Annotated in this window: 22 protein-coding genes and 1 pseudogene; 10 read left to right on the forward strand and 13 right to left on the reverse strand. The window is 68.1% G+C overall.

What is annotated here, in order from left to right:
- Nucleotides 1-35 precede the first annotated feature (35 nt).
- Together AC1RL8_RS09460 and AC1RL8_RS09465 are read left to right on the forward strand one after the other, a co-directional pair.
- Entirely contained in the window at nt 36-1739 is a 1704-nt protein-coding gene (locus tag AC1RL8_RS09460) for a tannase/feruloyl esterase family alpha/beta hydrolase (protein WP_492685140.1), read from the forward strand.
- 123 nt (nt 1740-1862) lie between these two features.
- Nucleotides 1863-2162, forward strand: coding sequence for a putative quinol monooxygenase (locus AC1RL8_RS09465; protein WP_492685141.1), 300 nt, complete (start codon nt 1863-1865; stop codon nt 2160-2162).
- A gap of 10 nt (nt 2163-2172) precedes the next feature.
- On the opposite strand, the gene AC1RL8_RS09470 is transcribed toward AC1RL8_RS09465, so the two are convergent.
- The 5 genes and pseudogenes from AC1RL8_RS09470 to AC1RL8_RS09490 form a co-directional block, all read right to left on the reverse strand.
- Nucleotides 2173-4545 carry a TonB-dependent siderophore receptor gene (locus AC1RL8_RS09470; protein ID WP_492685142.1) on the reverse strand — a complete coding sequence of 791 codons (2373 nt, stop codon included), beginning with the start codon at nt 4543-4545 and terminating at the stop codon, nt 2173-2175.
- A gap of 153 nt (nt 4546-4698) precedes the next feature.
- Complete coding sequence (locus AC1RL8_RS09475; RefSeq protein ID WP_492685143.1) at nt 4699-6042, reverse strand: sigma-70 family RNA polymerase sigma factor; 1344 nt, start codon at nt 6040-6042, stop codon at nt 4699-4701.
- A gap of 130 nt (nt 6043-6172) precedes the next feature.
- Nucleotides 6173-6898, reverse strand: a complete 726-nt coding sequence (locus AC1RL8_RS09480; RefSeq protein WP_492685144.1) for a DsbA family protein — start codon at nt 6896-6898, stop codon at nt 6173-6175.
- Nucleotides 6892-7785: pseudogene (locus AC1RL8_RS09485) on the reverse strand (MBL fold metallo-hydrolase); the annotation flags it as partial. The gene AC1RL8_RS09480 and the pseudogene AC1RL8_RS09485, both read right to left, overlap by 7 nt.
- A gap of 120 nt (nt 7786-7905) precedes the next feature.
- Complete coding sequence (locus tag AC1RL8_RS09490) at nt 7906-8823, reverse strand: LysR family transcriptional regulator (protein WP_492685145.1); 918 nt, start codon at nt 8821-8823, stop codon at nt 7906-7908.
- A 100-nt stretch (nt 8824-8923) separates the two neighbouring features.
- Here AC1RL8_RS09490 and AC1RL8_RS09495 point away from each other — a divergent pair, with 100 nt between their 5' ends.
- The 3 genes from AC1RL8_RS09495 to AC1RL8_RS09505 are packed head-to-tail and all read left to right on the forward strand — an operon-like array spanning nt 8924 to nt 12105.
- Nucleotides 8924-9871, forward strand: coding sequence for a hydroxymethylglutaryl-CoA lyase (locus AC1RL8_RS09495; RefSeq protein WP_492685146.1), 948 nt, complete (start codon nt 8924-8926; stop codon nt 9869-9871).
- Nucleotides 9868-11067 carry a CaiB/BaiF CoA transferase family protein gene (locus AC1RL8_RS09500; protein WP_492685147.1) on the forward strand — a complete coding sequence of 400 codons (1200 nt, stop codon included), beginning with the start codon at nt 9868-9870 and terminating at the stop codon, nt 11065-11067. Before AC1RL8_RS09495 ends, AC1RL8_RS09500 begins: the two co-directional genes overlap by 4 nt.
- 39 nt (nt 11068-11106) lie before the next feature.
- Entirely contained in the window at nt 11107-12105 is a 999-nt protein-coding gene (locus AC1RL8_RS09505; RefSeq protein WP_095950667.1) for a Bug family tripartite tricarboxylate transporter substrate binding protein, read from the forward strand.
- A gap of 48 nt (nt 12106-12153) precedes the next feature.
- On the opposite strand, the gene AC1RL8_RS09510 is transcribed toward AC1RL8_RS09505, so the two are convergent.
- From AC1RL8_RS09510 to dnaG, 4 genes are all read right to left on the reverse strand, one after another.
- Nucleotides 12154-13281: an HPP family protein gene (locus AC1RL8_RS09510; RefSeq protein ID WP_492685148.1), complete on the reverse strand. Its 1128-nt coding sequence runs from the start codon at nt 13279-13281 to the stop codon at nt 12154-12156.
- 12 nt (nt 13282-13293) lie between these two features.
- Nucleotides 13294-14532 (reverse strand): multidrug effflux MFS transporter, encoded by a 1239-nt coding sequence (locus AC1RL8_RS09515; RefSeq protein ID WP_062470580.1) that lies wholly within the window; start codon nt 14530-14532, stop codon nt 13294-13296.
- Between the two features lie 104 nt (nt 14533-14636).
- Complete coding sequence (rpoD, locus tag AC1RL8_RS09520; RefSeq protein ID WP_095950669.1) at nt 14637-17000, reverse strand: RNA polymerase sigma factor RpoD; 2364 nt, start codon at nt 16998-17000, stop codon at nt 14637-14639.
- A 296-nt stretch (nt 17001-17296) separates the two neighbouring features.
- A complete protein-coding gene (dnaG, locus tag AC1RL8_RS09525; RefSeq protein WP_492685149.1) occupies nt 17297-19330 on the reverse strand; it encodes a DNA primase in 2034 nt (677 codons plus the stop codon).
- A 74-nt stretch (nt 19331-19404) separates the two neighbouring features.
- Here dnaG and AC1RL8_RS09530 point away from each other — a divergent pair, with 74 nt between their 5' ends.
- Entirely contained in the window at nt 19405-20352 is a 948-nt protein-coding gene (locus AC1RL8_RS09530; protein ID WP_139705423.1) for a YihY/virulence factor BrkB family protein, read from the forward strand.
- Here AC1RL8_RS09530 and AC1RL8_RS09535 read toward each other — a convergent pair.
- Nucleotides 20300-21058: a 3-hydroxyacyl-CoA dehydrogenase gene (locus AC1RL8_RS09535; protein ID WP_354347228.1), complete on the reverse strand. Its 759-nt coding sequence runs from the start codon at nt 21056-21058 to the stop codon at nt 20300-20302. The two genes, AC1RL8_RS09530 and AC1RL8_RS09535, sit on opposite strands and share 53 nt — an antisense overlap.
- Before the next feature lie 129 nt (nt 21059-21187).
- Nucleotides 21188-21739 (reverse strand): phasin family protein, encoded by a 552-nt coding sequence (locus AC1RL8_RS09540; RefSeq protein ID WP_095950673.1) that lies wholly within the window; start codon nt 21737-21739, stop codon nt 21188-21190.
- A gap of 184 nt (nt 21740-21923) precedes the next feature.
- Between AC1RL8_RS09540 and AC1RL8_RS09545 the strand changes: the two genes are divergently transcribed.
- Complete coding sequence (locus AC1RL8_RS09545) at nt 21924-22850, forward strand: histone deacetylase family protein (protein ID WP_492685150.1); 927 nt, start codon at nt 21924-21926, stop codon at nt 22848-22850.
- Entirely contained in the window at nt 22847-23299 is a 453-nt protein-coding gene (locus AC1RL8_RS09550; RefSeq protein ID WP_354347224.1) for an acyl-CoA thioesterase, read from the forward strand. The genes AC1RL8_RS09545 and AC1RL8_RS09550 overlap by 4 nt, the downstream gene beginning before the upstream one ends.
- 61 nt (nt 23300-23360) lie before the next feature.
- On the opposite strand, the gene AC1RL8_RS09555 is transcribed toward AC1RL8_RS09550, so the two are convergent.
- Nucleotides 23361-23771, reverse strand: coding sequence for a hypothetical protein (locus AC1RL8_RS09555; RefSeq protein ID WP_492685151.1), 411 nt, complete (start codon nt 23769-23771; stop codon nt 23361-23363).
- Between the two features lie 67 nt (nt 23772-23838).
- Entirely contained in the window at nt 23839-24072 is a 234-nt protein-coding gene (locus tag AC1RL8_RS09560; RefSeq protein ID WP_062470554.1) for a CsbD family protein, read from the reverse strand.
- A 185-nt stretch (nt 24073-24257) separates the two neighbouring features.
- On the opposite strand from AC1RL8_RS09560, the gene pncB reads away from it, so the two are divergent.
- The gene (gene pncB, locus AC1RL8_RS09565) at nt 24258-25478 is read left to right on the forward strand and encodes a nicotinate phosphoribosyltransferase (RefSeq protein ID WP_062470551.1); all 1221 of its coding nucleotides are present in this window, start codon (nt 24258-24260) and stop codon (nt 25476-25478) included.
- Between the two features lie 36 nt (nt 25479-25514).
- Complete coding sequence (locus AC1RL8_RS09570; RefSeq protein WP_159277575.1) at nt 25515-26927, forward strand: sodium:proton antiporter; 1413 nt, start codon at nt 25515-25517, stop codon at nt 26925-26927.
- Nucleotides 26928-26961 lie beyond the last annotated feature (34 nt).

The raw sequence follows: 26961 nt of genomic DNA on the forward strand, positions 1-26961 counted from the left end.
CGGCCGATCACAAAAAACAACCAGGAGACAGACAGATGGCGATCCCCCACACAGTGTTCAGCGGGGGCGCCATGCTGGCGACCGCCGCGTTGCTCGCCGCATGCGGCACAGCCCCGAACGGCCCCATGCGCCTCGGCCTCGGCGCCGATCCGGCCCAGTCTTGCGCGGCGCTCAGCGCGCCGGTGGCGGCCAGCGCCATCGGCCTGCCCAGCGGCGCGGCGACGATCGACTCGGCGGCGCTGGTGCCGGCGTCCGCGCTCGCCGTGGCCGAGCGCGGCCCCAGCCCCGCGTCGCGCATCACGCCGGCAATGCCTGCGTACTGCAAGGTGCTCGGGCGCATCGCACCGCTCGACGCGAGCGCGCCGCCGATCCTGTTCCAGGTCAACCTGCCGCTCGCATGGAACGGGCGCAGCGTGCAGTACGGCGGCGGAGGCTTCAACGGCACGCTGATCACCGGCCTGGCACTGGTGCCTGCCGCACGCTTCGACCTGCCCACGCCGCTCGCGCAGGGCTACGTGACCTACGGCACCGACTCGGGTCACCAGAACGTGCAGGGCCAGCCGCCGCAGGCCTTTGCGCTCAACGACGAGGCGCTCGTGAATTTCGCGCATGCCTCGTACAAGAAGGTGCGCGACGTGGCGGTGGCGCTGACGCAGCGCGCCTACGGCCACGCACCGCAGAAGCTCTACTTCATGGGCAGCTCCGAAGGCGGGCGCGAGGCGCTCACGATGGCGCAGCGTTATCCGCAGGACTTCGACGGCATCTTCAGCCGCGTGCCGGTGATCAACTGGACGGGGCTGCAGCATGCGGGCACGCGCAACGGCATCGCCACCTTCGGTGAAGGCTGGCTGCGGCCCGCGCAGGTGCAGCTGGTGCACAACGCGGTGCTCGCGTCGTGCGACGCGACGGACGGCGTGGCCGACCGCATCGTGTCGAACCCGGTGGCCTGCCTGCAGCGTTTCGACCCGGCCACCTTGCGCTGTGCGTCGGGCACGAGCGGCGACAACTGCCTCAACGACGCGCAGGTGCAGGCGGTGCGCACGCTGCGCTCGCCGTGGCGCTCGCCCGTGCCGCTGGCGCATGGCGTCACCGAGTACCCGGGCTGGGGCATCGGCGGCGAAGGCACGCCCGCCTTTGCGTCGATGGGCGGCTGGAACGCGTGGTGGACAGGCACTGCCGCACCGACCGTGCCGCCGCAGCCGAGCAACGGCATCGCGTGGTTCTACGGCAGCGGGGCGCTGCAGTATTTCTACGCGCGCAATCCGTCGCTCGACGTGCGCAACTACCGCGCCGAAGATTTCGCGGCGCGCATCGCCACCGTGTCGCAGCTGATGGACTCGACCAACCCCGACCTGAGCGCCTTCCATGCGCGCGGCGGCAAGCTGCTGATGCTGGAGCACATGGCCGACTACGCGCAGAGCCCGTTCGCGGGCATCCGCTATTACGAGTCGGTGGTGGCACGCATGGGCCGCGAGAACGTGGATCGCTTCATGCGCCTGTACACCGCGCCCGGTGTCGACCATGTGGGCAGCGGCGCACCGGCCAACGTCGACATGCTCGGCGCGCTGGCCGACTGGGTCGAGCGCGGGCGTGCGCCGGCCGGGCTGCAATTGCTTGAACAGGAAGTGCAGCCGCCATTCAAGACGACCCGCGCGCGTCCGCTGTGCGAGTGGCCGCTGTGGCCGCGTTATGTGAGTGGGGATGCGTCGCAGGCTGCGAGCTTCCAGTGCAGCCGGTAGCGCTCGCTTGAAGCGGTCGCGATCTTCAAGGAGCGGTTGAAGGAGTTTCGGGGCGAGGGGGCTTTTTCATGTGCGAGGGGCGCCGCAGACTGCAGGCTTCCGAACTTCACAACGCACCGACCCATGAGCACCACGCCCCTTATCAGCATCGCCGTCCTGAAGGCCAAGACCGGCCAGCGCGAGGCGCTGCGCGATGCCTTGAGCGCGCTGGTGACGCCCACGCGGCAGGAGCCCGGCTGCCTCGACTACACCTTGTTCGAACTGCGCGACGAGCCCGGCAGTTTCTACATGCGCGAGTCGTTCCAGGACCAGGCCGCGCTGGACGCGCATTTCGCCACGCCGTATTTCCAGGCCTTCGAAAAGCGGTTCGACGCGCTGCTGGACGCGCCGATCCGGCTGGTGTTCCTGGAGAAGGTCGCCTAGGCGTTGCGCCTCAGAACTGGTACTTGGCGCTCGCGACCACCGCGCGGTCGCTGCCGGGGTAGTACTTGCTGTACGCGCGCGATGCGGCGTACTGGCGGTTGGCCAGGTTCGTGGCGCTCAAGGCGAAGCGCCAGGGCCCGCGCTTGTAGTGCACCGTGGCGTCGAGCAGCGCGACGCCGCCTTCGGACGAGGTGTTGCCCACGTCGTTCCAGCGCTTGCCGATGTAGCGCACGCCGCCGCCGAAGCCGAAGCCGTTGCCCATCGTGTAGTCGAGCCAGAGCGAGGCCGTGTTGCGGGGCACCTGGATCGGTGTCTTGCCGCGCTCGGTTTCATTGGCGCTCTCGCGCACCTGGGTGTCGAGCCAGGTGTAGGAGGCCGTGAGGTTCAGGTCGCGCGCCAGCTCGGCCTTGGCTTCGAGTTCGAGCCCGCGCGAGCGGATTCGGCCGATCTGGCGCGCCTCGAAGGTGTTCTGGTCGTAGGTCACCACGTTGGATTTGCGCAGGTCGAACACGGCCGCGGTGAACAGCGCGCGCGTGCCCTCGGGCTGGAACTTGACGCCGGCCTCCACCTGCTTGCCACGGCTGGGCCGGAACGGCGTGCTGTTCAGGTCGACACCGCTGGTCGGCATGAAGGATTCGGCGTAGCTCAGGTACGGTGCCCAGCCGTTGCCGACGAGGTAGCTCAGGGCCGCACGGCCGCTGAACCTGTCGTCGGTCTGTGTCGTGCGCTCGCTTTTCAGCCGGTCGTAGGTGGCGGACTTGACGTGGTCCTGCCGTCCACCGAGCGTGAGCAGCCAGTGGGGGCCGAACTTGATCTGGTCCTGTGCGTACACGCCGAGCTGCTCGGTGGTCTGCGTGAAGTTGCTGTCGGGCCGGAACGGTTCCGCCACCGGCAGGCCGTTGACGGGAAAGCGCAGGTCCAGGCTCGGCGCCGGCCCCGAGAACTGCTTGGCCGTGTACCGGACGCGCGACCAGTCGACGCCGAACAGCAGCGTGTGCTCGACGTCGCCGGTGCGCACGCGGCCCTGCAGCTGCGTGTCGGCGGTCCATTGGTTGACCCACTCGGGGGCGAAGCGCGCGGTGCGCCGCAGCGTGTAGCCGTCGGGTGCGAGGTTGACGACCACGTGGTGCTTGTCGGTGTCGAAGCTGAAGTAGCGCGTGTTCTGGCGCACCGTCCAGTCGTCGTTGATGTGGTGTTCGAACAGGTAGCCGAGCGACGATTGCTGCTGCTTGATCCGGCTGTAGTTCGGTTCGCCCTGGATGAGCCCGGTGTCGCGCCCCTTCGCGTCGGTCACGTTGAAGGTGTCGTCGCTGGCATCGCTCTTCAGGAACTCGCCGAGCAGGGTGAACGAGGTGGCGGCCGACGGCTGCCAGCGCAGCGAAGGCGCGAGGTAGCTGCGCTTCACTTCGGCGGGGGCGCCGTTGGGATAGCGCTGCTGGCTGTTGCTGTCCAGCTCGACGCCCACGAGGCGGTAGCTCAGCGTGTCGCTCAGGGCGCCGCCCAGGTCCACGGCCAGCTGCTTGCGCTGGAAGCTGCCGTACTGCACTTCGATCTCGCGCGTGGGCGTGCTGCTCGGCATCTTGCTGACGCGGTTGACGATACCGCCCGCATCGCCCAGCCCGAACATCACCGACGACGGGCCGCGCAGCACCTCGACGCGCTCGACGCCGTAGGGCTCGGTCAGCGAGTAGGCGGGCAGCAGCAGGCCGTCGCGGTACATGGCGTTGCCCGCGGTGGCGTCGAAGCCGCGCAGCAGCAGCCAGTCGATGCCGCGTGCGTCGTAGCCCCAGTTGCCGGCGACCACGCCCGGTGCGTAGCGCACGGCTTCCATCACGGTCTGCACGCCGCGCGCTTCGAGTTCTTCGCGGCCGATGACGGAGATCGACTGCGGCACTTCGAGGATCGGCGTGTCGGTCTTGGTGGCGCTCTGGCTGCGCCGGGCGACATAGCCCGGCACCGGGCCCAGGCTGGTTTCGAGTTCGGCCGTGGCGCTCACGGTCACGGCCGGCAGGGTGGCGCCTGCGGCGCTTGGCGCTTTCTCGATCACCAGCGTGCTGCCCGCTACGCGCCCGGCCAGCCCGCTGCCCTGGAGCAGTTGCGCGGCGGCGGCCTGCACGCTGAGGCTGGCCTGGACCGGGCGGCCCTGCAATCCCTGCAGCAGGCCCGGCGCCGCCAGCAGCTGCACGCCGGCCTGGCGCGCAAGCTGGTTCAGCGCCTGGTCCAGCGGCTGGGCGGGGATCGAGAAGGCGATGGCTGCGCCGGCGGCGGGCGGTGTCGCGCTCTGGGCCCAGGCGGTCTGGCTGGCTTGAGCGACCAGGCACAGCACGGCCGCCGCGATCAGGTGGCGCCGGCCGGCGGGGAGAAGAAGGTGGCGGGAGGGCATGCGGTTCTCTCGGTTCAGGTCGGGGTCATGAAAATTCCGGGATGTCCGCAGGGCGGTTGTTCCGGGCTCCATGGACTGATACGACCGAGCGAGCGCAATCCCTCAAGCAGATCGCAAGAAAGACAAGGCAAGGCCAGCGGGCGGATGCCGGCGTCAGGAGATCGGGCGGCGCTCGATGACCAGGGCGCGTTCCGCCCCGTCGTCTTCGCGCACCCGCACCGGCAGGCTGTTGGGCAGCAGGCGCAGCCAGGTGCCCGCTTCGGCAATGCGCACGCGCCCGAACACCGGGAGTTGCGCGGCCTCGGGCGCCACGCGCAGGGGGCGCGGGCTGTAGCGCGCCAGGCGCTCCACCACCTCGCCGAGCGGCTGGTGATGAAAGTCGAGCCAGCCGTCGCGCCACGGGGCCACGGCGCTGTTCACAGCGTTCGCGGCCGGTTGGGCCGCAGACAGCTGCAGCGCCGTGTCGATGAAGGCGCGGTCGCCCGCGCCGAGCACGCGCGCGTCGCCGCTCGCGCTGCGCACCCGCACCCGCACCTGGCCCGATTCCACCGCGACGCGCACGCCGCCGTCCTGCAGCGCAACCTCGAAGCGCGTGCCCAGCACCGTGATCTCGTGGCCCAGCGCGCTGACGATGAAGGGGCGCGCCTCGTCGCGCGCCACGTCGAAGAAGGCGCTGCCGGCCAGCAGCCGCACGGTACGGCGCGTGGCGAAGTACTGGACCTCGGCGCGGCTCGCGGCGTCGAGCGTGAGACGGCTGCCGTCGGGCAGCGCCTGCGCCTGGATGCGTCCGATGGCGGTCGCCAGGGTGGCGCTGTAGCCGGGCATCCACTGGCGCCAGGCCTGCCAGAGCGCGGCGCTGCCGACGCTGAGGCCGCCCACGCCGAGCAGGGCCGACAGCGCGCGGCGCCGCCCGGTGCGTACCGGTGCCACGTCGCCGCGCCAGCGGTGCAGCGCGGCCTCGACGCTGTCGAGCGCCCGCATCACCTCGCGCTCCACGGTCTTGATCGACACGCCGTGGCGGCGCGCCAGTTCGGCATGGCAGGCGCCGTCGAGCCGGTCGGCCAGGAAGATGTCGCGGCTGCGCGGCGGCAGGGCCCGCAACGCGGCATCCACCGCGTCGAGTGCCTGCCGGTGGGCGACGCCGTCGGCCACGTCCCGTGTGCTGTGGTGGTCGTGTCCCGTCGTCAGCCCGGTGTCGAGGTCGACGGGGGCGGGGCTGAAGCGCTCCGCGCTGCGCTGGCGGCGGCGCAGGTGGTCGATGGCGAGGTTCTCTGCCACGGTGTAGACGTAGGCGCGCACGGCGGCCTCGGGCGGGGCGGGGTCGGCGGGGGTGTCGTCCCGCGCTTGCGCACGTTCGGCCAGCCGGACCCAGGTGTCGTGCGCCAGCTCCCGCGCCTCGTGCGGGCTGCCGGTGCGGCGCGCGATGAAGCGCACCAGTTCCTGGTAGCTGTCCTGGAAGGCTTTCAGCAGCGGGCTGGAGGAGAGTTGGGCGGACATGGGCTGGGGTGTGGCGCGCGAATCGCAGGAGAATTATTGTCGAGAATAGTTCTCATTTGATGGCGGCATACCCGAATCGGCCCCGTTCTGTGGTGAACGGGGCCACCGCCGGCCCAGACCGGCGATGCGGCTAGATCGCGCAGCCGTCGGGGCCGCAGGCTTCCGGCGCAGTTGCAGAAGGCGCCGGCGCGACGAAGGTGGCGAGCTGTGCCTTCCAGTCGTCCGCACGCCCCAGCCAAGGCCCGATGTCGATGCGCCCCGCGCTGCCATCGGCCTGCGCCAGCACGAAAGTCGGGAAGCCCTGGCCGCCCGCGCGCTGCAGCAGGTCGCGGCTCGCGGCGATGTGCCGCGCGGTGGCGTCGCCCGTGTGCTGCTGGAAAGCCGTGGCGAAAGCGTCGGCATCGAAGCCGAGTTCGACCGCCAGTTCGGCGAGCACGCCGGCCTCCGCGATGCGCCGGCCTTCGACATAGTGCGCCTGCTGCACGCGGTGCGCCATGTCCAGCCCGCCGCCTGCGCGCAGCGATTCGGCGGCGAGGATGGCGGTGATCGGCGGTTCGGAGTCCATCACCGCGCCGGTGTCGCGCAGCAGGCCTTCGAAGTAGGCCTCGCCGAACGGCTGGCCCGTGAGTTCGGCGATGCGCTTGTCGTGCGGGATCACGTAGTCGCGCCACTGCGGCGTGATGGGGCGGCGGTTGGCGCCGGTCATCATGCCGCCGGCGTGGAGCTCGACGCGCAGGCCCGGCACGGTGCGCGCGGCCTCGACCAGCGGCGCGGCGGCGTAGCACCAGCCGCACAGCGGATCGAAGATGCAGTGCAGCGTGGCGGAGTCGCCGTCGTTGCTGGTTACTGCGGCCACTTCATTTCTCCCTTGATGACCTTGGCGCCCAGTTCGAGCGACGAGGCGTCTTCGAGCTTCGGGTAGCGCTGCTTCATGGCGGCGATCAGCGCGCCCGAGTCCTTGGCCTTGGTGGCTTCGGTCTCGAAGGCCTTGAGGTAGTCGCGCGTGAACTTCACCGAGGCCACGCTGTAGGGCGCCGAGCCGTCGGCGTTCGGCAGGTAGTGGCCGGGCACGACGGTCTTGGGGTGCAGCGCGGCGATGCGGTCGAGGGTCTTGAGCCAGTCGCGGCGCGACTGCACCGTCTGCGTGTCGGCCACCCAGACGTGGATGTTGGCCGACACCGGAATGCCGCCGACCACCGCCTTCAGCGAGGGAATCCACGCGAACGTGCGCGCGGGCGAGGGGCCGTCCAGGCCGACGACCTGGATCTTCTTGCCTTCGAGCACGAGGCTGTCGCCGGCCAGCGGCTCGGGCACGACCAGCGCCTGGGGCGCGTTGTCCTTGAGGATCGGGCCCCAGTGCGCGAGCTTGCCGTCCTTGGAGGCCTGGATGGCGGCGACGGTCTGCGGCGTGGCGACGATCTTGGCGTCGGGGAAGGCGGCGCGGATCACGTCCAGGCCGAAGTAGTAGTCGGGGTCGCTGTGGCTGATGTAGACCGTGGTCAGCTTCTTGCCGCTGTCCTTGATCTTCTGCACCAGCGCCTGCGCGTCGTTGCGCTGGAACTGGGCGTCGACCAGCACGGCGTCGGTGGCGCCGGCGACCAGCACCGACGACACGGGGAACATCGACTTCGTGCCGGGGTTGTAGACGTCGATCTTCAGCGGCTGGGCGGCCTGGGCGGCGAAGGGCGCGAGGGCGAATGCGGCGGACAGGGCGGCGGCGGCAACGAGGGTTCTGCGGAACATGGCGGTGTCTTTCGGTCGATGAGGTTGAGGGTGACAGCGTGAACAGAGCGGATGTTAGGTTGCGCGAAACGAAACAAAAACCACCGCCAGCACAATGGATCGTTTCTGATATCGGACGAATCAGGTGGCTTCCGAGCGGTCCGTGGCACAGCGCTCGAGGTGCGCGACCAGCAACTGGGCCGAGGGCGACAGCGCCGCCTCCCTGCGAAAGCAGATCGCGAAGCGCCGGCGCGCCCAGTCGTCGGTGAGCGGCATCAGCCGCAGTCCGAAGGCCTCGGTGAAGGGCCGGGCGACCTCCGCCGGCACGACGCTGATGGCCAGCCCGGCGCGCACCACGCGCAGTGCCGCATCGAAGTTCGATACCAGCACGCGGTACACGAGCGGCTTGCCGGCCACGGCCGCTTCGCGCGCCAGCATCAACTGCACGGCGCTGAGCGCGGGCATGCCGACGAATTCGTGGTCGAGCACCTGCTCGAAGCGCACCGCGTCATGGCGGGCCACGGGGTGCGACGGGTGGGCCACGATGGCCAGGTGGTCGGAGCGGTAGTCGCGCCGCTCCAGCCCGTCGAGGTCGGCCGCGTCCCAGCACAGGCCGATGGACGCGATGCCCTCGCGGATGCCGCGCACGATCTCGGGGCTCACGCGCTCTTCCATGTCGACGCGGATGTTGCGGTGCGCCGGGTCCTGCAGAAAGCCCGCCACGTCCTCGGCCAGCGATTCGGCCATGACCGAGGCCGACGCCAGGATGCGCACATGTCCGCGTGCGCCGCCCGCGTAGGCGGCCATGTCGCGCTCGATGCGGGTGGCGCTGCCGAGCATGGCGCGCGCGTGTTCGAGCAGCGTTTCGCCGGCCGGCGTGGGCACCACGCCACGGCGCTTGCGCAGCAGCAGCGGCGTGCCGACCGTGTCTTCGAGCTGGGCCAGGCGCTTGCTGATCGCCGAGCCGACGATGTTCGCTTGCTCGCCCGCGCGCGCGATGCTGCGGCTGTCGCAGACGGCGACAAACAGGCGCAGGGTGGTCAGGTCGAGGTCTCTCATGAAGTTCCAATCTGGAAGCAAACGGCTTCCAAAATATACCTTCAGGACTGAATCGGAACTTCTACGATCGGCGTCATTCCCTCACGACGGAGACACGCTCTTGATTCATGCCTTCCTGCCGCCGCGCGCGGTCGTCCGCGAAGTGGGCCTGCGCGATGGCCTGCAAAGCATTGCCCGCGTGCTGCCTACCGCACGCAAGCTCGAATGGATCCGCGACGCGCACGCGGCCGGCCAGCGCGAGATCGAGGTCGGCTCGTTCGTGCCGGCGCACCTGCTGCCGCAGCTGGCCGACACGGCCGAGCTGCTGGCCTTTGCGAAGACGCTGCCAGGGCTTTTCGCCTCGGTGCTGGTGCCCAACCTGAAGGGCGCCGAGCGCGCCATCGCGGGCGAGGCCGACCTGATGATGGTGCCGCTGTCGGCCAGCCACGCGCACAGCCTGGCCAACCTGCGCAAGACGCCCGACGAGGTGGTGGCCGAGGTCGGCCGCATCCGCGCGGCGCGCGACGCGGCGGGCTCGAAGACGCTGATCGACGGCGGCGTGGGCACGGCCTTCGGCTGCACGCTGCAGGGCCATGTCGACCCCGACGAGGTGCTGCGCCTGATGCAGGCGCTGCTCGACGCCGGCGCCGACCGCGTGAGCCTCGCCGACACGGTGGGCTACGCCGATCCGGCCATGGTGCGCAGCCTGTTCGAGCGCGCGCTGCGCATCGCGGGCGACCGCTTGTGGTGCGGGCATTTCCACGACACGCGCGGGCTGGGCCTGGCCAATGTCTACGCCGCGCTGGAGGTCGGCATCACGCGTTTCGACGCCTGCCTGGCCGGCATCGGCGGCTGTCCGCATGCGCCGGGCGCGAGCGGCAATGTCGACACCGAAGACCTCGTCTTCATGCTCGAGAGCATGGGCGTGCAGACGGGTGTCGATCTGTCGAAGCTGCTCGATCTGAGGAAGCGCGTGGCCGGCTGGCTCGACGGCGAGACGCTGCAGGGCACGGTGTGGCGCGCGGGCTTTCCGAAGACCTTTGCACCGGTGGAGGGCGTCGCCGCATGAGCACCGAAGCCAAACGCCTGCCGCTCGCCGGCATCCGCGTGGTCGAGTTCACGCACATGGTCATGGGGCCGACCTGCGGCATGGTGCTGGCCGACCTGGGCGCCGAGGTCATCAAGGTCGAGCCCATCGACGGCGACCGCACGCGGCACCTGCTGGGCGCGGGTGCGGGCTTCTTCCCGATGTTCAACCGCAACAAGAAGAGCATCGCGCTCGACCTGCGCCATCCGCAGGGGCTCGAGGCCGCGCTGCGCCTGTGCGCCACGGCCGATGTGGTGGCACAGAACTTCCGGCCCGGCACCATGGACAAGTACGGCCTGGGCTACGCCGCGCTGGGCAAGCTCAATCCGTGCCTCGTGTACGTGAACCACACGGGCTTCCTGCCCGGCCCGTACGAGCACCGCACCGCGCTGGACGAGGTGGTGCAGATGATGGGCGGGCTCGCGTACATGACGGGGCGCCCCGGCGATCCGTTGCGTGCGGGCACCAGCGTGAACGACATCATGGGCGGCATGTTCGGTGCCATCGGCGCCATCGCCGCGCTGATGCAGCGCGCCGAGACCGGGCGGGGGCAGGAAGTGCAGTCGGCGCTGTTCGAGAACAACGTGTTCCTCGTCGGCCAGCACATGCTGCAGTACGCGATCACCGGGCAGGCGGCCGCGCCGATGCCCGAGCGCATTTCGGCGTGGGCGCTGTACGACGTGTTCACCGTGAAGGACGGCGAGCAGATCTTCCTGGCGGCCGTGAGCGACGCGCAATGGAAGACCTTCTGCGACGCGCTGGGCTTCGACGACCTGAAGGCCGACGCCACGCTGCAGACCAACAACGACCGCGTGCGCCTGCGCCCGACCTTGCTGGCCGCGTTGCGCACGCGCCTGGCCGACCGTTCGGCCGCCGAGCTGTCGGCGATCTTCGAAGCGCGCGGCCTGCCGTTCGCGCCGATCACGCGGCCCGAAGACCTGTATGCCGATCCGCACCTGCAGGCCACCGGCGGCCTCGCCGACATCCGCCTGCCTGATGGCGAGCGGGCCGGCGAGATGGCGCAGACCACGCTGTTCCCGATCACGCTCGGCGGCGAGCGCCTGGGCGTGCGCCTGCATCCGCCGACGCTGGGCGAGCACACACGCGCGCTGTTGGCCGAGCTGGGCTACGCGCACGAACAGGTCGAGGCGCTGCATGCCGAAGCGGCCGTGGCCTGATCCTTCAAGCACCGACAAAGACAAAGAGAGACAAGACCCATGAGCCCGATTCCGTTTTCCTCTTCTTCATTCAACCGCCGTGCGTTGCTCGGCTTGGGGGCGTCGGCGGTCGTGCTGTCGGCCGCCCGCCCGGTGTTCGCGCAGGGCGGCGACAAGCCCGTGCGCTTCATCCTGCCGATCAGCGCGGGCTCGGGCGTGGACGCCATCGCGCGCGCCGCCTCGGTCGCGCTCGGCAAGGCGCTGGGCCAGCCGGTGGTGATCGAGAACCTGCCGGGCGCCGGCGGCATCACCGGCACCTCGGCCGTGATCAAGGCGCCGCCCGACGGGTTCACGCTCGGCATGGTGTCGAACAACCATGTGATCAACCCGAGCGTGTTCAAGAAGATGCCCTTCGACGCCATCGCCGACATCACGCCCATCAGCGTGGTGGGCGCCACGCCGCTGGTGCTGGCCGTGAACCCGAAGCTGCCGGCCAAGAACGTGAAGGAGCTGGTGGCGCTGCTGCGGGCGAAACCCGAGGGCTACAACTACGCCTCGTCGGGCAACGGCACGATCATCCACCTCGCGGGCGAGATGTTCATGGACGAGGCCGGCGTGAAGGCGCGGCACATTCCGTACAAGGGCACGGGGCCGATGGTGACCGACATGATCGCGGGGCAGGTCGAGATGGGCGTGGTCGCGCTGCCGGCGGTGCAGCCGCATCTCAAGAGCGGCGCACTGCGCGCCATCGGCCTGTGCGGCCCGGCGCGTTCGCCGGCCGCGCCCGAGATTGCGACGATCGCGGAGCAGGGGCTGCCGAACTACGCGGTCGAAGGCTGGTTCGCGGTGATTGGCCCGCCGAAGATGCAGCCGGCCGACGTCAAGCGCGTGCACGAGGCCATCGTGGCCGCCTTTGCCGCGCCCGAGGTGCGCGAGGCGATGGACAAGCAGGGCAACATCGTCAAGCCCACGTCGCCCGAGCAGGCGGCGAGCTACTTTCGCAGCGAGGCCGCGCGCTATGCGGCGCTGGTGAAGAAGGCGAACGTGGTGCTGGAGTGAAGCCTTGCGCCTTCCCCTTCGGGAGAGGGGGAGGGCGACGTACGGGCGCTACGCCGGGCTCACCGCGCGGTACAGCGCCCGCACGAAATCCGACTGCGTGATCATCCCCGTCAGCCGCTTCTCTTCATCGATGATCGGAATGTGGTGATGCCCGCCTTCGGAGAACAGCGGCACCAGCTCGACCACCGGCCGGTCGGCGCTGGCCACGCGCACCTGGCGCGTCATGATCTGGCCGACCACCTCGGGCTTGTTCGACATCACCGTGCGCGTGGCGCGGATCAGGTCGCGCAGCCGGCCGGCGATGCCGTCGTGGTGCTGCAGGTCGAGCTGGCGGAAGAAGTCGGCCTGCGTGACGATGCCGACCACGCGGCGCGTGCGATCGGTGACGGGCAGGGCCTTGATGCGGTGCTGGTGCATCAGCGTCCAGGCTTCCTGCAGCGGCGTGCCGAACTCCACCGAGATCGGCGTGCGCGACATGATGTCGGCGCAGTGCAGCGTGCCCAGGCGGCGCTTGTACGACTCGAGCTCGGTCTGCTGGATGAGCGACTCGAGGTCGTCGCGGCTGATGTCGAGCACTTGGTTGTAGCGCGACAGCACGGCGTCGATGTCGGCCTGGCTGAAGCGCGCATCGGGCGAGGGCGGGCGCGCCACCTGCACGTGCGGATAGCGCCGCCCCGTGAGCGTGTTGTAGGCCACGCCGGCCAGCACCAGCAGCAGCGAGTTCACGAGCACCGGGAACAGCGCCGCCGAAAAATCGGTGGTGTGCGTGAGCACCGCCAGCAGCGCCGCCGCGCCGCCGGGCGGGTGCAGGCAGCGCGTGAAGAACATCAGGCCGATGGCCAGCGCCACAGCCACGGCAGCGGCCACGGCGGTGTCGGGAATCCAGCTGGCGCAGGCGATGCCCACCAGCGTCGACAGCGTGTTGCCGCCGATCACCGACCAGGGCTGCGCCAGCGGACTGGCGGGCACGGCAAACACCAGCACGGCGGTGGCGCCCATCGGTGCGACCAGCCACACCGCATGCTCGAGCGGGACGGCCAGCCAGCGGCACAGCAGGCCGGTGATCAGCAGCCCGATGCCTGCGCCGCCCACGGCGCGCAGGCGCTCGCGCGCGTTGACGTTGGAAGGGCCCGGGAGCCAGGCGCGCAGATAAGTCCACAGTGCGGCGAATCGCATCCCCCGTCCCCCTCAGGCTTCTTCGTGCGCCACCCGACGCCCGATGTCGGGCCAGCGGTGGTGCAGCCAGACCCAGGCGACCAGCCCGATCGTGAGCATCAGCGCGGAGGTGAGGGCCAGTGCCAGCGTGGAGTGCATCACCAGCGGCGCCACCGCGCCGGCCACCACGCCATTGGCGGTGGAGCCGATCACGGCCTGCAATGACGAGGCCATGCCGCGGCGCTCGGGGTGCAGGTCGAGCACCAGCAGCGTGACCACCGGCACCATCAGCGCCCAGCCGAAGGCGAACACCGCCAGCGGCCACACGGCCCAGGCCACATGCGCCTGGAAGAAGATGTTGGCCACCACGTTGACCACCGAGGTGACCATCATGATCAGGAAGCCGTCGCGGATCTGCCGCTTGGGCGCCACCTTGCCGGCCATGCGGCCGCTGGCGCGCGCGCCGAGCATGATGCCGCCGATGGTCAGCAGGAAGAACCAGAAGAACTGCTGCGGCTGCAGCGCCAGGTGGTCGCCCAGGAACGCGGGCGCGGCCAGCACGTAGAGGAACATGCCGTTGAACGGCACGCCGCTCGCGAAGGCCAGCAAGAGAAAGCGCGGGTCGGAGCACAGGTCGCGGTAGCCGCGCATCAGGTGGCGCACCTGGAAGGGCTGGCGGTGGTCCTTGTGCAGCGTCTCGGGCAGCAGCTTGTAGTTGGCGACGAACAGCACCACGCCCACGGCCACGAGGAACCAGAAGATCGAGTGCCAGCCCGCGTGCACGAACAGGAAGCCGCCCACGATGGGCGCGATGGCCGGCGCCACGCCGAAGTAGATCGTGACCTGGCTCATCACCCGCTGCGCCTCGGCCGGCGGGAACATGTCGCGGATGACGGCGCGCGACACCACGATGCCGGCGCCGGTCGACAGGCCCTGCAGGCCACGGAACAGCACCAGCTGCGTGATGTTCTGCGACAGCGCGCAGCCCAGCGAGGCCAGCGTGAACACCGCCAGCCCCCACAGCACCACGGGCCGGCGGCCGAAGCTGTCCGACAGCGCGCCGTGGAACAGGTTCATGAAGGCAAAGCCGAACAGGTAGGCCGACAGCGTCTGCTGCATCTCGGCCGGCGTGGCGCCGATCGATTTCGCGATGCCCGAGAAGGCCGGGATGTAGGTGTCGATGGAGAAGGGCCCGAGCATGCCCAGCACGGCGAGCAGCACGGCAAGCGCCCAGCGCGGGGCCTGCCAGAGTTTGTCTGCGTCGGGATTCATGGAAAGGCGGCTCCGTTGTACTTGTAGTGTGTCGGTGGAAAAACGAGAACGCCCGCCGCCCGGGTGAGGGGCAAGGCGGGCGCTTGGGCTTCAGCGAACCTGGATTACAGGGTGTCGATGAAGCTGCGCAGCTTGTCGGAACGCGACGGGTGCTTCAGCTTGCGCAGCGCCTTGGCTTCGATCTGGCGGATGCGCTCGCGGGTCACGTCGAACTGCTTGCCGACTTCTTCCAGCGTGTGGTCGGTCGACATTTCAATGCCGAAGCGCATGCGCAGCACCTTGGCTTCGCGCGGCGTGAGGGAGTCGAGGATGTCCTTGACCACATCGCGCAGGCCGGCTTGCATGGCGGCCTCGATGGGGGCCGTGTTGCTGCTGTCCTCGATGAAGTCGCCCAGGTGCGAATCGTCGTCGTCGCCGATGGGGGTTTCCATCGAGATCGGCTCCTTCGCGATCTTCATGATCTTGCGGATCTTGTCTTCCGGGATCTCCATCTTGGCGGCCAGGATGCCGGCGTCGGGCTCGAAGCCGAACTCCTGCAAGTGCTGGCGCGAGATGCGGTTCATCTTGTTGATCGTCTCGATCATGTGCACCGGGATGCGGATGGTGCGCGCCTGGTCGGCGATCGAGCGGGTGATGGCCTGGCGGATCCACCACGTCGCGTAGGTCGAGAACTTGTAGCCGCGACGGTATTCGAACTTGTCGACCGCCTTCATCAGGCCGATGTTGCCTTCCTGGATCAAGTCGAGGAACTGCAGGCCGCGGTTGGTGTACTTCTTGGCGATGGAGATCACGAGGCGCAGGTTGGCCTCGATCATTTCCTTCTTGGCATCGCGCGAGGACGATTCGCCCTCGTTCATGCGCTTGTTGATGTCCTTGAGCTCGGTCAGCGGCACCACCACGCGCGACTGGATGTCGGTGAGCTTCTGCTGCAGTTCCTGCACCGGCGGGATGTTGCGCGCGAGCACGGCGCTCCAGGGCTTGCCGGCCGCGGCCTGCTTCTCGACCCACTTGAGGTTCAGCAGGTTGGAGGCGATGCGGTTGCCGTTCTTGTCGAAGCCGCTGAAGTCGCGGATGAACTCGTCCTGCGGGAAGCCGCACTTGTCCACGATGATGCGGCGCAGTTCGCGTTCCTTCTTGCGCACGTCGTCCACCTGCGTGCGCACCAGGTCGCACAGCTTCTCGATGGTCTTGGCCGTGAAGCGGATGGTCATCAGCTCGTCGGACACGGCCTGCTGGGCCTTGGTGTACGCGGGCGTGCCGTAGCCTTCCTTCTCGTAGATCTTGTGGATCTTCTCGAACATCTCGGCGATGCGGTCGAAGCGCGAGAGGGCTTCGTTCTTGAGCTCTTCGAGCTTCTTGGTCAGGGCCTTGGAGCCGCCCTTGCCGTCGTCGTCGTCTTCTTCGTCGAATTCGTCGAAGTCTTCTTCGGCCACGTAGTCGTCGGCCTCGTTCGGGTTCGAGAAGCCGTCCACGATGGTCGAGATGACGACCTTGCCTTCACGGATGGTCGCGGCCATTTCGAGGATCGCGGCGATGGTGGCGGGGGAGGCCGAAATGGCTTCCATCATGGCCATCAGGCCGCCTTCGATGCGCTTGGCGATTTCGATTTCGCCTTCGCGCGTCAGCAGCTCGACCGTGCCCATTTCGCGCATGTACATGCGGACCGGGTCGGTGGTGCGGCCGAATTCGCTGTCCACCGTGGAGAGAGCTGCTTCGGCTTCTTCCTCGGCTTCTTCCACCGTGGTGGCGGTGGGCGCGGTGTTGTTCAGCAGCAGGGTCTCGGCGTCGGGCGTCTGCTCGTACACCGCCACGCCCATGTCGTTGAGCATGGTGACCACGACTTCCATGGTCTCGGCGTCGACCAGCTTGTCGGGCAAGTGGTCGGAAATTTCGCCGTGCGTGAGGTAGCCGCGGGTCTTGCCCAGCGTGATCAGGGTCTTCAGGCGCGAGCGGCGCTTGGCCAGGTCTTCTTCGGAGAGCACGGTCTCGTCGAGGCCGAACTCCTTCATCAAGGCGCGTTCCTTCGCCTTGCTGATCTTCATGCGCAGCGGCTTGACCTTCTCTTCGGTGGTCGCGACGGCCGCGGGCTCGTCACCGGCCAGGTCTTCCTCGATGTCCGACAGGTCGATGTCGCTCTCGCCGGCTTCCTTGGCGGCCTTGGGCTTGCGCCCGCGCTTGGCACCGGTGGCGGGCGCGGCGGCAGCGCCGGCGGCCTTGGGCGGACGGCCAACTTTCTTGGCGGCGGGGGCAGCCGTGGCAGTGGCCGCGGCTTTTTTTGGATCGTCGAGAGAGGTCGATTTCGTGGGCACGGTTTTCACTTTCGTTGCGGCTGCCGTTTTGGACGCGGCGGCAGCCGTCTTGGTTGCCGGTTTGGCACCGGCTTTCAGCGGTTTCTCTGCTGCGGGCTTGGTGGCAGCGCTCTTGGCGCTTTTGGCAAGTGAAGGAGCAGGCTTCTTTGAACTGGGCATACGACCTCGTTACGACAAGAAAAGACAAGCGGGATCACAGGCGCGCTGCCACGCGGACAGCACCACCATGCCCGTGCACAGGCACGGACAAAACAATTGGGAAACGAGGAATTAATTCCTCACCAGGCAAGATGTCGGGCGAACATTTGGTGTGCAGTCCTTGCGGTTATTGACCCTTTCCGCCGGAATTTACCGTTGGAGTGCGTTGCGCTAGGGGTCGGCCCGGAGGTGCTGCTGTCGCTCTTGCCTAATTTCGCCAGTTGCGAAGCCCTACATTATAGCCTGTTGCGCAAATTTCAAGCAGTATCTGTCCCCGACGCGCGAATGCGGTCACGCAATTCGAGCCGGCGGGCTTCCAGTGCCTTGTAGCGTTCCAGGGCTTTCGGGTCTTTTCCGACCGAAGCGATGGCCTCGCTCTGCTGGGCCTTGAGGCGGTCGTCGAGCATGAAGTCGAGCACGCTCCCCAGCTCCTTGGCGGCCTCGGCCAAGTGCTGTTCTTCCTCGCCCTCGGGCACCGGCCCGGCCTCGGAAACGCTCATGAGGCGCTCGGCCAGCGGCGCGAAATCGAGCCCGCGCAGGCCTTCGCGCAGCGCCGCCCAGGGTTGCACGCCGTGCTCGTGCAGCTGGCTGTCCAGCCAGGTGAAGAGGGCGCCGTGCTCGCCCGGCAGGTCGCACAGCATCACGTGCAGCTCGTGGGACAGCGCCTCCCACTGCGCCATGTTCGACAGCACCAGCCGCACCGCCACGTCGGGCCGGCTCGGCGGCTTGCCGCGTCCGCGCAGCGGCTCGATGGGCTCCTCGAACTTGCCGCCCCAGCGCTTGCCCTTGGTGAACTTGCGCGGCTGGAACTTGGGTTTGCTCTCGTTTTCGTAGCGCGGCGGCTCGTAGTCCTGCGTCGGCGGCATGTCCGGGTAGTAGTCGCCGGGGTCGTTGCCGTAGCTGTCGGGTTCGCTGTGGCGCTGTGGCGCCTGGGACGGTGCGCCGGCGCCCTTGCGCGGGCCGGGCGCGGCCGTGGCCGTGGCCCACAGGTCGGACAGCGCCGCGGCGTCGAGCTGCACCAGCGTGGCGATCTCACTGAGCAGCTGCCGCTTGAGCGCGCCGTCGGGCATGGCGCTCCAGAGCGGACGCACGTTGCTGGTCATGTGGGCGCGGCCCTCGGCGGAGCTCAGGTCGCAGCCTTCGCGGGCGGCCTCGAGCATGAAGCGCGACAGCGGCGTGGCCTCGGCCACGAAGCCCGCGAAGGCCTCGGCGCCGTGCGCGCGGATGTAGCTGTCGGGGTCATGCTCGGCCGGCAGGAACAGGAACTTGATGCTGCGCGTGTCGGTGGCGTAGGGCAGGGCGCCATCGAGCGCCTTGCGCGCGGCGCGGCGGCCGGCGGCATCGCCGTCGAAGCTGAACACCACCGATTCGGTGAAGCGGAAGAGCTTTTGCACGTGCTCCGTCGTGCAGGCGGTGCCAAGCGTGGCCACCGCATTCGGAAAGCCGAGCTGGGCAAGGGCGACCACGTCCATGTAGCCTTCGGTGACGAGCGCGTAGCCGCGGTCGCGGAAGGCGGCGCGGGCTTCGTACAGGCCGTAGAGTTCGCGGCCCTTGCTGAAGACGGGCGTCTCGGGCGAGTTCAGGTACTTGGGCTTTTCGTCGCCGAGCACGCGCCCGCCGAAGCCGATGCACTCGCCCTTGACGTTGCGGATCGGGAACATCACGCGGTCGCGGAAACGGTCGTAGCGCTTGGCCTCTTCGTCGCTGAGCTTGCCTTCCTCGTTGTTGACGATCACCAGCCCGCTCTCGGCGAGCAGCGGGTCGTCGTAGTCGGGGAACACGCTGGCCAGCGCGCGCCAGCCGGCCGGCGCATAGCCGATGCCGAACTGCTTGGCGATCTCGCCCGACACGCCGCGGCCCTTGAGGTAGTCGATGGCGCCGGGCGCCTGGCGCAGCGCCTTGCGGTAGGCGTCGCCGGCCTTCTCGAGCACGTCGGTCAGCGTGGCCTGCTTCTGGCGCTGGCTGGCGGCGCGGGCGCGTTCGGCGGGCGAGACGTCGTCCTCGGGCACGACCAGGCCGTACTGGCCGGCCAGGTCGTGCACGGCCTCGACGAAGCCCATGCCCGCATGTTCCATGAGGAAGCCGATGGCGTTGCCGTGCACGCCGCAACCGAAGCAGTGATAGAACTGCTTGGTCGGGCTGACCGAGAACGAGGGCGACTTCTCGCCGTGGAAGGGGCACAGCCCCATGAAATTGGCGCCGGCCTTCTTGAGCTGGACGTAGCGGCCGACGATTTCGACCACATCGGCGCGCGCGATGAGTTCCTGGATGAATGAAGCGGGGATGGTCATGGCTGCGGGGAGCGGCAAATCATACGCAAGCGCACGGGCGGCATACTGAACCCCGCCGCAAATCCACATCACGCATGAAGACGCCACTGCCTTTGCAACACGCCGCGCCGCTGCTGCGCCATCCGCTGCGCTTCGTCTGGGGCGCGCTCAAGGACTTTCGCGCCAACCAGGGCCTGCTGCTGGCGGGGGCGGTGGCCTACTACGCGCTGCTGTCCATCGTGCCGCTCCTGATCGTGAGCGTGATGGCGCTGTCGCACGTGATCGACCAGGCCGAGCTGCTGCGCACCATCGGGCGCTACCTCGAATGGCTGCTGCCGGGGCAGTCGAAAGCGATCGTGGCCGAGCTGTCGAGCTTCCTGGACCACCGCTCCGTGCTCGGGCCGGTGCTGCTGGTGACGATGATTTTCTTCAGCTCGCTGGCGTTCAGCGTGCTCGAAAGCGCGATGGCGGTGATCTTTCACCACCGCAAGGACGATCACAAGCGCCACTTTCTCGTGTCGGTGGCGATGCCGTACCTCTACATCCTGAGCCTGTGCGCGGGGCTGTTGCTGGTCACGCTGGTGTCGGGGGCGCTGCAGCTGGTGGGGCAGGAAAGCGTCGACCTGCTGGGGCGCAGCTGGTCGCTGTCGGGCATTTCGGGCCTGCTGCTGTACCTGCTGGGGCTGGGCGGCGAGATCTTCATGCTGACCTCGCTCTACCTCGTGATGCCGGCCGGGCGCATGTCGCTGCGGCATGCGCTGCTGGGCGGCGTCACGGCCGCGCTGCTGTGGGAGGCCACGCGGCGCGTGCTGATCTGGTATTTCTCGACGCTGTCGCAGGTGAACATCGTCTACGGCTCGCTCACCACGGCGATCGTGGTGCTGCTGAGCCTGGAAATCGCCGCCATGCTGGTGCTGATCGGGGCCCAGGTGATCGCGAACTACGAGCGCCTGGACCGCACCGGCAGCACGAAGCTGCCGGCGTCCGAGATCAGCGAGGGGCCAATCGAATCGCTCCGTCCAGACGAATCACCTCGCCGTTGAGCATGTCGTTCTCGATGATGTGCTTGGCCAGCTTGGCGTAGTCCTCGGGCGTGCCCAGGCGCGAGGGGAAGGGCACGCTGGCGGCCAGCGCGTCCTGCACTTCCTGCGGCATGCCGAACAGCATGGGCGTGCCGAAGATGCCGGGGGCGATGGTCATGTTGCGGATGCCGCTGCGCGCGAGGTCGCGGGCGATGGGCAGGGTCATGCCGACCACGCCGCCCTTCGAGGCGCTGTAGGCGGCCTGACCGATCTGGCCGTCGTAGGCCGCGACCGAGGCGGTCGAGATCAGCACGCCGCGTTCGCCGGTGGCTTCGGGCTCGTTCTTGCCCATGGCGTCGGCCGCCAGGCGGATCATGTTGAAGCTACCGATCAGGTTGACCGTGACGGTCTTGCTGAACACGGCCAGCGCGTGCGGGCCGTTCTTGCCCACGGTCTTCTCGGCCGGCGCGATGCCGGCGCAGTTGACCAGGCCCATCAGCTTGCCGAGCTTGACGGCGGCAGCCACCACGGCTTGGCCGTCGGCTTCCTGGCTCACGTCGCACTTGACGAACACGCCACCGATTTCCTTCGCAACGGCTTCGCCCTTGTCAGCCTGCATGTCGGCGATCACCACCTTGGCGCCGTTGGCGGCCAGCATGCGCGCCGTGCCTTCGCCGAGGCCCGAAGCGCCACCGGTCACGATAAAAACTTTGCCGTCGATCTGCATTGAGAGTCTCCTGAAATGAGACCCGCATTATCGAAGACGGCCGCCGGCCAAAAAAAAGGCCTCATCCGAAGATGAGGCCCTGAATTGGATCCGTGAGGACCCAAGGAGACAACTGGTGGTGGTCGGTGCTTAGCGCTTGCGCGAAGCGGTGGCCGTCTTGGCAGCGGCGACGGCTTGGGTCGACACGGCGTTGAAGTTGGCTTCGGCGACGTCCGACGCTTGCTTGACGGCCTTCTGGACCGATTCGAAAGCGTTGTTGGCGGCAGCCACGGCGCTCTTCAGCACGGCGACGGCGGTTTCCGAACCGGCGGGGGCGTTCTTGGAAGCGCTGTCGACGAGGCCGACGAAGGCTTGCTGGGCTTCAGCGGCCTTGGCTTCGAAAGCCTTCGAGAATTCGGTGCTGGTGCCTTGGGCGATGTCGTACAGGTGACGGCTGTAGGCAGCGGTCTTTTCGGCCAGGGGCTGGAACAGGCTGGCTTGCAGCGTCAGCAGCTCTTGGGCGTCCTTGACGTTCAGGGCAGCTTGAGCGGTGCTCTGAGCTTCGGTCAGGGCGGCCTTGGAAGCGGTCACGTTCAGTTCGACCAGCTTTTCAACGCCTTCGAAGGCCTTGGTGGTCAGGCCGAACAGGGTTTCGAGGTTGGCTTTTTGGGCGGCGAGGATTTGGTCAGCGGTCAGGGCCATTTGAGATCTCCAGAAAGGATGATGGGGTGGTCGATTCACGTTGCGCTGCGCCTCGTCGTCTATGTTGCGGTGCAGCATGGCCTCAAGTATAGGCAGCTGAACGCGGCGATCAAGTGGTTTTTGCTGCTCTGCAGCAATTTAGAAGCGGCCTTCTAAATCCGGCCTGCGCGGCCAGAATGCGGCCATGCGTGCTTTCTATTCCGGGCAGTTCGTCCTGCCCCTGCCGCCGGGCCACCGCTTTCCCATGTCGCGCTACGCGATGCTGCGCGATCGCCTGCAGGAGCAGCTGCCGGCCGTCGAGATGGACCCGGCCCCGCGCGCCACCGACGACGAGCTGGCGCTGGCCCACACCCCCGAATGGATCGCCGCCGTCAGCGAAGGCCGCGTGAGCCCGCAGGCCATGCGCGAGATCGGCTTTCCCTGGAGCGAGGCGATGGTCGAGCGCTCGCGCCGTTCCACCGGCGCCACCATCGCCGCCTGCCGGGCCGCCTTCGCGGGCGGCGTGGCGGCCAACATGGCGGGCGGCACGCACCACGCCTACGCCGAGAAGGGCAGCGGTTTCTGCGTCTTCAACGACGCGGCGGTGGCGGCCCGGCTGATGCAGGTCGAGCAGGCCCGTGCCGGGCGGCTGCTCAGGGTGGCCATGATCGACCTCGACGTGCATCAGGGCAATGGCACCGCCCGCATCTTCCAGGGCGACCCGAGCGTGTTCACGCTGTCGGTGCACGGCCAGAAGAACTTTCCGTTCCGCAAGGAGGCGAGCGACCTCGACGTGGAGCTGCCCGACGGCTGCGGCGACACCGACTACCTGGCGGCGCTGGAGCACGCGCTCGACGAGCTCGACCGGCGCTTCTCGCCCGGCCTCGTGATCTACCTGGCCGGCGCCGACCCCTTCGAGCGCGACCGGCTCGGCCGCCTCAAGCTGAGCTTCGACGGCCTGGAGGCGCGCGACCGCCGCGTGTTCGACTGGACCTGGCAGCGCCGCATCCCCACGGCCTTCGCGATGGCCGGCGGTTACGCCAGCGACATCGCCGAGACGGTGCAGGTGCAGCTGGGCACCTTCCGGGTGGCGCTCGATTACTGGCACCGCTGGCAAAATGCCGCGCGATGAGCGCTCCGACACCTACCCCCAAGCCCACGCCCCACACCCGCAGCGCCTACCGGGCGTTTCGCAGCATCCCGACGCGCTGGGCCGACAACGACATGTACGGCCACGTCAACAACGTCGTCTACTACAGCTGGTTCGACACCGCGGTGAACGCGCTGCTCATCGAGCGCGGCGCGCTAGACATCCACGGCGGCCAGACCATCGGCTTCGTGGTCGAGACGCAGTGCAACTACTTCGCGCCGGTGGCCTTCCCGCAGACGGTGGAGGCGGGCATCCGCGTGGCGCAGGCGGGCCGATCGAGCGTGCGCTACGAGATCGCGCTGTTCGCCGAGGGTTCCGACACGGCCGCGGCGCAGGGGCACTTCGTGCATGTGTACGTCGACCGCGCGACGCAGCGGCCGGTGCCGTTGCCCGAGGCGCTGCAGCAGGTGGTCGATTCGCTGCGCGCCTGAGCGCCCGCCCATGAAAAACGGCGCCCGCAGGCGCCGTTCGTGAGAGGGGCCGCAGCCCCGCTTACATCGTCTTCTTCATGGCCTTGATGTCGGCCTTGCCCTGGGCTTCATCAGCCTTGGCCTGCTTCACGCAAGCGTCCTTGGCTGCGCCATTCTGGTCGTCGCACTTTTCCTTCGCGACTTCATAGGCAGCCTTCACCTTCTCTTCGGCCACCTTGCGGGCATGGCTGTCGCTCGGCTGGTACTGCTGCTCCAACTCGGCCTTGGCCACTTCTTCCTTGCCCTTGGCGTCCTTCTGGCAGACGTCCTTGGCGTTGTCCTTCATCGTGTCGCACTGGGCCTTGGCGACCTTGTAGTCGGCCTCGACCTTTTCCTTGGCGACCTTGTACTCGTCCTTGGTCATCGCCCCGGCCTGGCCGGCGACGAAGAAGGTGGAGGCGAGGGCGAGCATGACGAGGTGTTGTTTTTTCATGGTGTGTGTCCTTTGCGGTGAATGACAGGGAAAGAGAAGAAAAGGGCGCAGGGCGCTTGCTTCTTTCTCAGTTCTTCTCGAACCAGAGTGCGTCCGGCGAGCGGCCGTCGCGAGATTCCCAGTCCTTGACCTGCTTCTCGGCCTCGTCGCGGCTGATGCCGTGGCGTTCCTGGATGCGGCCCAGCAGCTGGTCGCGCTTGCCGGCGATGACGTCGAAGTCGTCGTCGGTCAGCTTGCCCCACTGCTCGCGGACCTTGCCCTTGAGTTGCTTCCAGTTGCCTTCGATGGTGTCCTTGTTCATGCGAATCTCCTTGAGAAAGAGTGATGACCCGGCGGAACATGCCGCCGCCGTGAAATCAATGTCGCGTGAGTGATTCCCCCTGCCGGTAGGACGTGCAGGCCGGCCCTCGTAGGCACAGGCCGACGCAGGCCGTGATAATGGAACGGACGCCGACGACAGAGACCCGAGACACCGCGCACCGCACCATGATCATTCACAGCCTGCTCGACACCGACCTCTACAAGTTCACGATGATGCAGGTGGTCCTGCACCACTTTCCGGGGGCGCGGGTCGAGTACCGCTTCAAGTGCCGCAACCCGGGCGTCAACCTCGCGCAGTTCGCGGGACAGATCCGCGACGAGATCCGCAGCCTGTGCTCGCTGCAGTTCCGCGACGCCGAACTCGCCTACCTGCGCTCGATGCGCTTCATCAAGAGCGACTTCGTCGACTTCCTGGGCCTGTTCAGGCTCAACGAGAAGTACATCAACGTCATCCCCCAGCCCTCGGGCGAGCTCGAGATCCGCATCAAGGGGCCGTGGCTGCACACCATCCTGTTCGAGATCCCGGTGCTGGCCATCGTGAACGAGGTCTACTTTCGCAACACGCAGAAGAACCCCGACTTCGAGGAAGGCCGCCGCCGCCTCGACCTCAAGATCAGCCAGCTGCAGGAAGCCGGCCTGGGCGACCTGAAGATCGCCGACTACGGCACGCGCCGCCGCTTCTCGAAAGACTGGCATGAAGAGGTGCTGCGCACGCTGACGCAACGGCTCGGCGCCGTGGCCTCGCCGCCGGCGAAGTCGCCCGCCGGCGAGCACCTGCCACAGCTGGCGGGCACGAGCAACGTGCTGTACGCCATGAAGCTCGGGCTCATCCCGCTGGGCACCATGGCGCACGAGTACCTGCAGGCCTGCCAGGCGCTGGGCCCGCGACTGCGCGACAGCCAGATCTTCGGCTTCGAGAGCTGGGCCCGCGAATACCGCGGCGACCTGGGCATTGCGCTGTCCGACGTGTACGGCATGAGCGCCTTCCTGCGCGACTTCGACCTGTACTTCTGCAAGCTCTTCGATGGCGCCCGCCACGACAGCGGCGACCCGTTCCAGTGGGGCGAGCGCATGCTGGCGCACTACCACGCGAACCGGGTCGATCCGCTCACCAAGACGCTGATCTTCAGCGACGGCCTCACGGTGCCGCGCACCATCGAGCTGTACCAGCAGTTCCGCGGGCGCTGCCTGCTGGCCTTCGGCATCGGCACCAACCTCACCAACGACCTGGGCTACGAGCCGCTGCAGATCGTCATCAAGATGATCCAGTGCAACGACCAGCCGGTGGCCAAGCTGTCGGATACGCCGTCCAAGAACATGTGCGAGGACGAGAAATACCTGGCCTACCTGCGCCAGGTGTTCGAGATCGAACAACCCCCCGTTTGAAGGCTGTACTGACCTGTCTGGTACGGTACAGCCCCCATGAAGAAAACGATCCGACTGACGGCAGCCGCGGCGCTGCCGATGCTCTTTCCCGCCCTGGCCTTCGCCGCCGATTTCGACGGTGCCGCGCTCTCGCCGCTGTGGGGCGTGCCGTTCGCCGGCATCCTGCTGTCGATCGCGCTGCTGCCGCTGGCCACGCCTTCGTTCTGGCACCACCACTACGGCAAGATTTCCGCCGCCTGGGCGCTGGCCTTCCTGCTGCCTTTTGCCGCGACCTACGGCGCGGGGCTGGCGGGCGTGCAGCTGGTGCATGCGCTGGTGGCCGAGTACATCCCGTTCATCATCCTGCTCACGGCGCTGTTCACCGTGGCGGGGGGCATCCACATCCGCGGCAACCTGCACGGCACGCCCGGGCTCAACACGGCGATCCTGGCCATCGGCGCGGTGCTCGCGAGCTTCATGGGGACCACGGGCGCCTCGATGCTGCTGATCCGGCCGCTGATCCGGGCCAACGACAACCGGCAGCGCAAGGTGCACGTGATCGTGTTCTTCATCTTCATCGTGTCGAACGCGGGCGGCTCGCTCACGCCGCTGGGCGATCCGCCGCTGTTCCTCGGCTTCCTCAAGGGCGTGGGCTTCTTCTGGACCGCGCAGCACATCCTGCCCGAGACGATCTTCATCCTGGCCGTGCTGCTGGCGCTGTTCTATGCCATCGACCGCCACTTCTACCGCAAGGACGGCGTGCTGCCCGTCGACCCGACGCCCGACACCCCGCGCCTGGGCTTCGACGGTGCGGCCAACTTCTGGCTCTTGGGCGGCATCGTCGCGCTGGTGCTGCTGAGCGGCTTCTGGAAATCGCCCGTGGTGTTCGACGTGTTCGGCACCGAGGTCGGCCTGCCGGGCCTGGTGCGCGACGTGGGGCTGGCGCTGATCGCCATCGTCTCGTACAAGCTCACGGCGCCCAAGGTGCACGCCGACAACCAGTTCGAGTGGGGCCCGATGGCCGAGGTGGCCAAGCTCTTCGCCGGCATCTTCCTGACCATCATCCCGGTGATCGCCATGCTCAAGGCCGGCACGCAGGGCCCGTTCGGCGCCATCGTGGCGGCCGTGACGCGCGCCGACGGCCAGCCCGACCCGGCCATGTACTTCTGGGCCACCGGCATCCTGAGCTCGTTCCTGGACAACGCGCCGACCTACCTCGTGTTCTTCAACACGGCGGGTGGCGACCCGGCGGCGCTCATGACCACCTATGCCAGCACGCTGGCCGCCATCTCGGCGGGCGCCGTGTTCATGGGCGCCAACACCTACATCGGCAACGCGCCGAACCTGATGGTCAAGGCCATCGCCGAAAGCCGCGGCGTGCGCATGCCCAGCTTCTTCGGCTACATGGCGTGGTCGGGGGCGATCCTGGTCCCGCTGTTCGTCCTGTGCACCTTCATCTTCTTCCGTTGATCCTTCCAGCCCTTCAAAGAAAGAGACACGTTCC

The organism is Variovorax sp. GW822-FHT04E09 (assembly GCF_058800845.1).

What these genes read in the sequence shown, in the direction of transcription:
- pncB (WP_062470551.1), top strand. Translation starts at nt 24,258, where the DNA reads ATGATCATTCACAGCCTGCTCGACACCGACCTCTACAAGTTCACGATG.
- AC1RL8_RS09515 (WP_062470580.1), bottom strand. Translation starts at nt 14,532, where the DNA reads ATGAATCCCGACGCAGACAAACTCTGGCAGGCCCCGCGCTGGGCGCTT.
- AC1RL8_RS09475 (WP_492685143.1), bottom strand. Translation starts at nt 6,042, where the DNA reads ATGTCCGCCCAACTCTCCTCCAGCCCGCTGCTGAAAGCCTTCCAGGAC.
- AC1RL8_RS09500 (WP_492685147.1), top strand. Translation starts at nt 9,868, where the DNA reads ATGAGCACCGAAGCCAAACGCCTGCCGCTCGCCGGCATCCGCGTGGTC.
- AC1RL8_RS09530 (WP_139705423.1), top strand. Translation starts at nt 19,405, where the DNA reads ATGAAGACGCCACTGCCTTTGCAACACGCCGCGCCGCTGCTGCGCCAT.
- AC1RL8_RS09460 (WP_492685140.1), top strand. Translation starts at nt 36, where the DNA reads ATGGCGATCCCCCACACAGTGTTCAGCGGGGGCGCCATGCTGGCGACC.
- AC1RL8_RS09560 (WP_062470554.1), bottom strand. Translation starts at nt 24,072, where the DNA reads ATGAACAAGGACACCATCGAAGGCAACTGGAAGCAACTCAAGGGCAAG.
- AC1RL8_RS09470 (WP_492685142.1), bottom strand. Translation starts at nt 4,545, where the DNA reads ATGCCCTCCCGCCACCTTCTTCTCCCCGCCGGCCGGCGCCACCTGATC.
- AC1RL8_RS09570 (WP_159277575.1), top strand. Translation starts at nt 25,515, where the DNA reads ATGAAGAAAACGATCCGACTGACGGCAGCCGCGGCGCTGCCGATGCTC.
- AC1RL8_RS09465 (WP_492685141.1), top strand. Translation starts at nt 1,863, where the DNA reads ATGAGCACCACGCCCCTTATCAGCATCGCCGTCCTGAAGGCCAAGACC.
- dnaG (WP_492685149.1), bottom strand. Translation starts at nt 19,330, where the DNA reads ATGACCATCCCCGCTTCATTCATCCAGGAACTCATCGCGCGCGCCGAT.
- AC1RL8_RS09550 (WP_354347224.1), top strand. Translation starts at nt 22,847, where the DNA reads ATGAGCGCTCCGACACCTACCCCCAAGCCCACGCCCCACACCCGCAGC.
- AC1RL8_RS09545 (WP_492685150.1), top strand. Translation starts at nt 21,924, where the DNA reads ATGCGTGCTTTCTATTCCGGGCAGTTCGTCCTGCCCCTGCCGCCGGGC.
- AC1RL8_RS09555 (WP_492685151.1), bottom strand. Translation starts at nt 23,771, where the DNA reads ATGAAAAAACAACACCTCGTCATGCTCGCCCTCGCCTCCACCTTCTTC.
- rpoD (WP_095950669.1), bottom strand. Translation starts at nt 17,000, where the DNA reads ATGCCCAGTTCAAAGAAGCCTGCTCCTTCACTTGCCAAAAGCGCCAAG.
- AC1RL8_RS09540 (WP_095950673.1), bottom strand. Translation starts at nt 21,739, where the DNA reads ATGGCCCTGACCGCTGACCAAATCCTCGCCGCCCAAAAAGCCAACCTC.
- AC1RL8_RS09490 (WP_492685145.1), bottom strand. Translation starts at nt 8,823, where the DNA reads ATGAGAGACCTCGACCTGACCACCCTGCGCCTGTTTGTCGCCGTCTGC.
- AC1RL8_RS09505 (WP_095950667.1), top strand. Translation starts at nt 11,107, where the DNA reads ATGAGCCCGATTCCGTTTTCCTCTTCTTCATTCAACCGCCGTGCGTTG.
- AC1RL8_RS09535 (WP_354347228.1), bottom strand. Translation starts at nt 21,058, where the DNA reads ATGCAGATCGACGGCAAAGTTTTTATCGTGACCGGTGGCGCTTCGGGC.
- AC1RL8_RS09510 (WP_492685148.1), bottom strand. Translation starts at nt 13,281, where the DNA reads ATGCGATTCGCCGCACTGTGGACTTATCTGCGCGCCTGGCTCCCGGGC.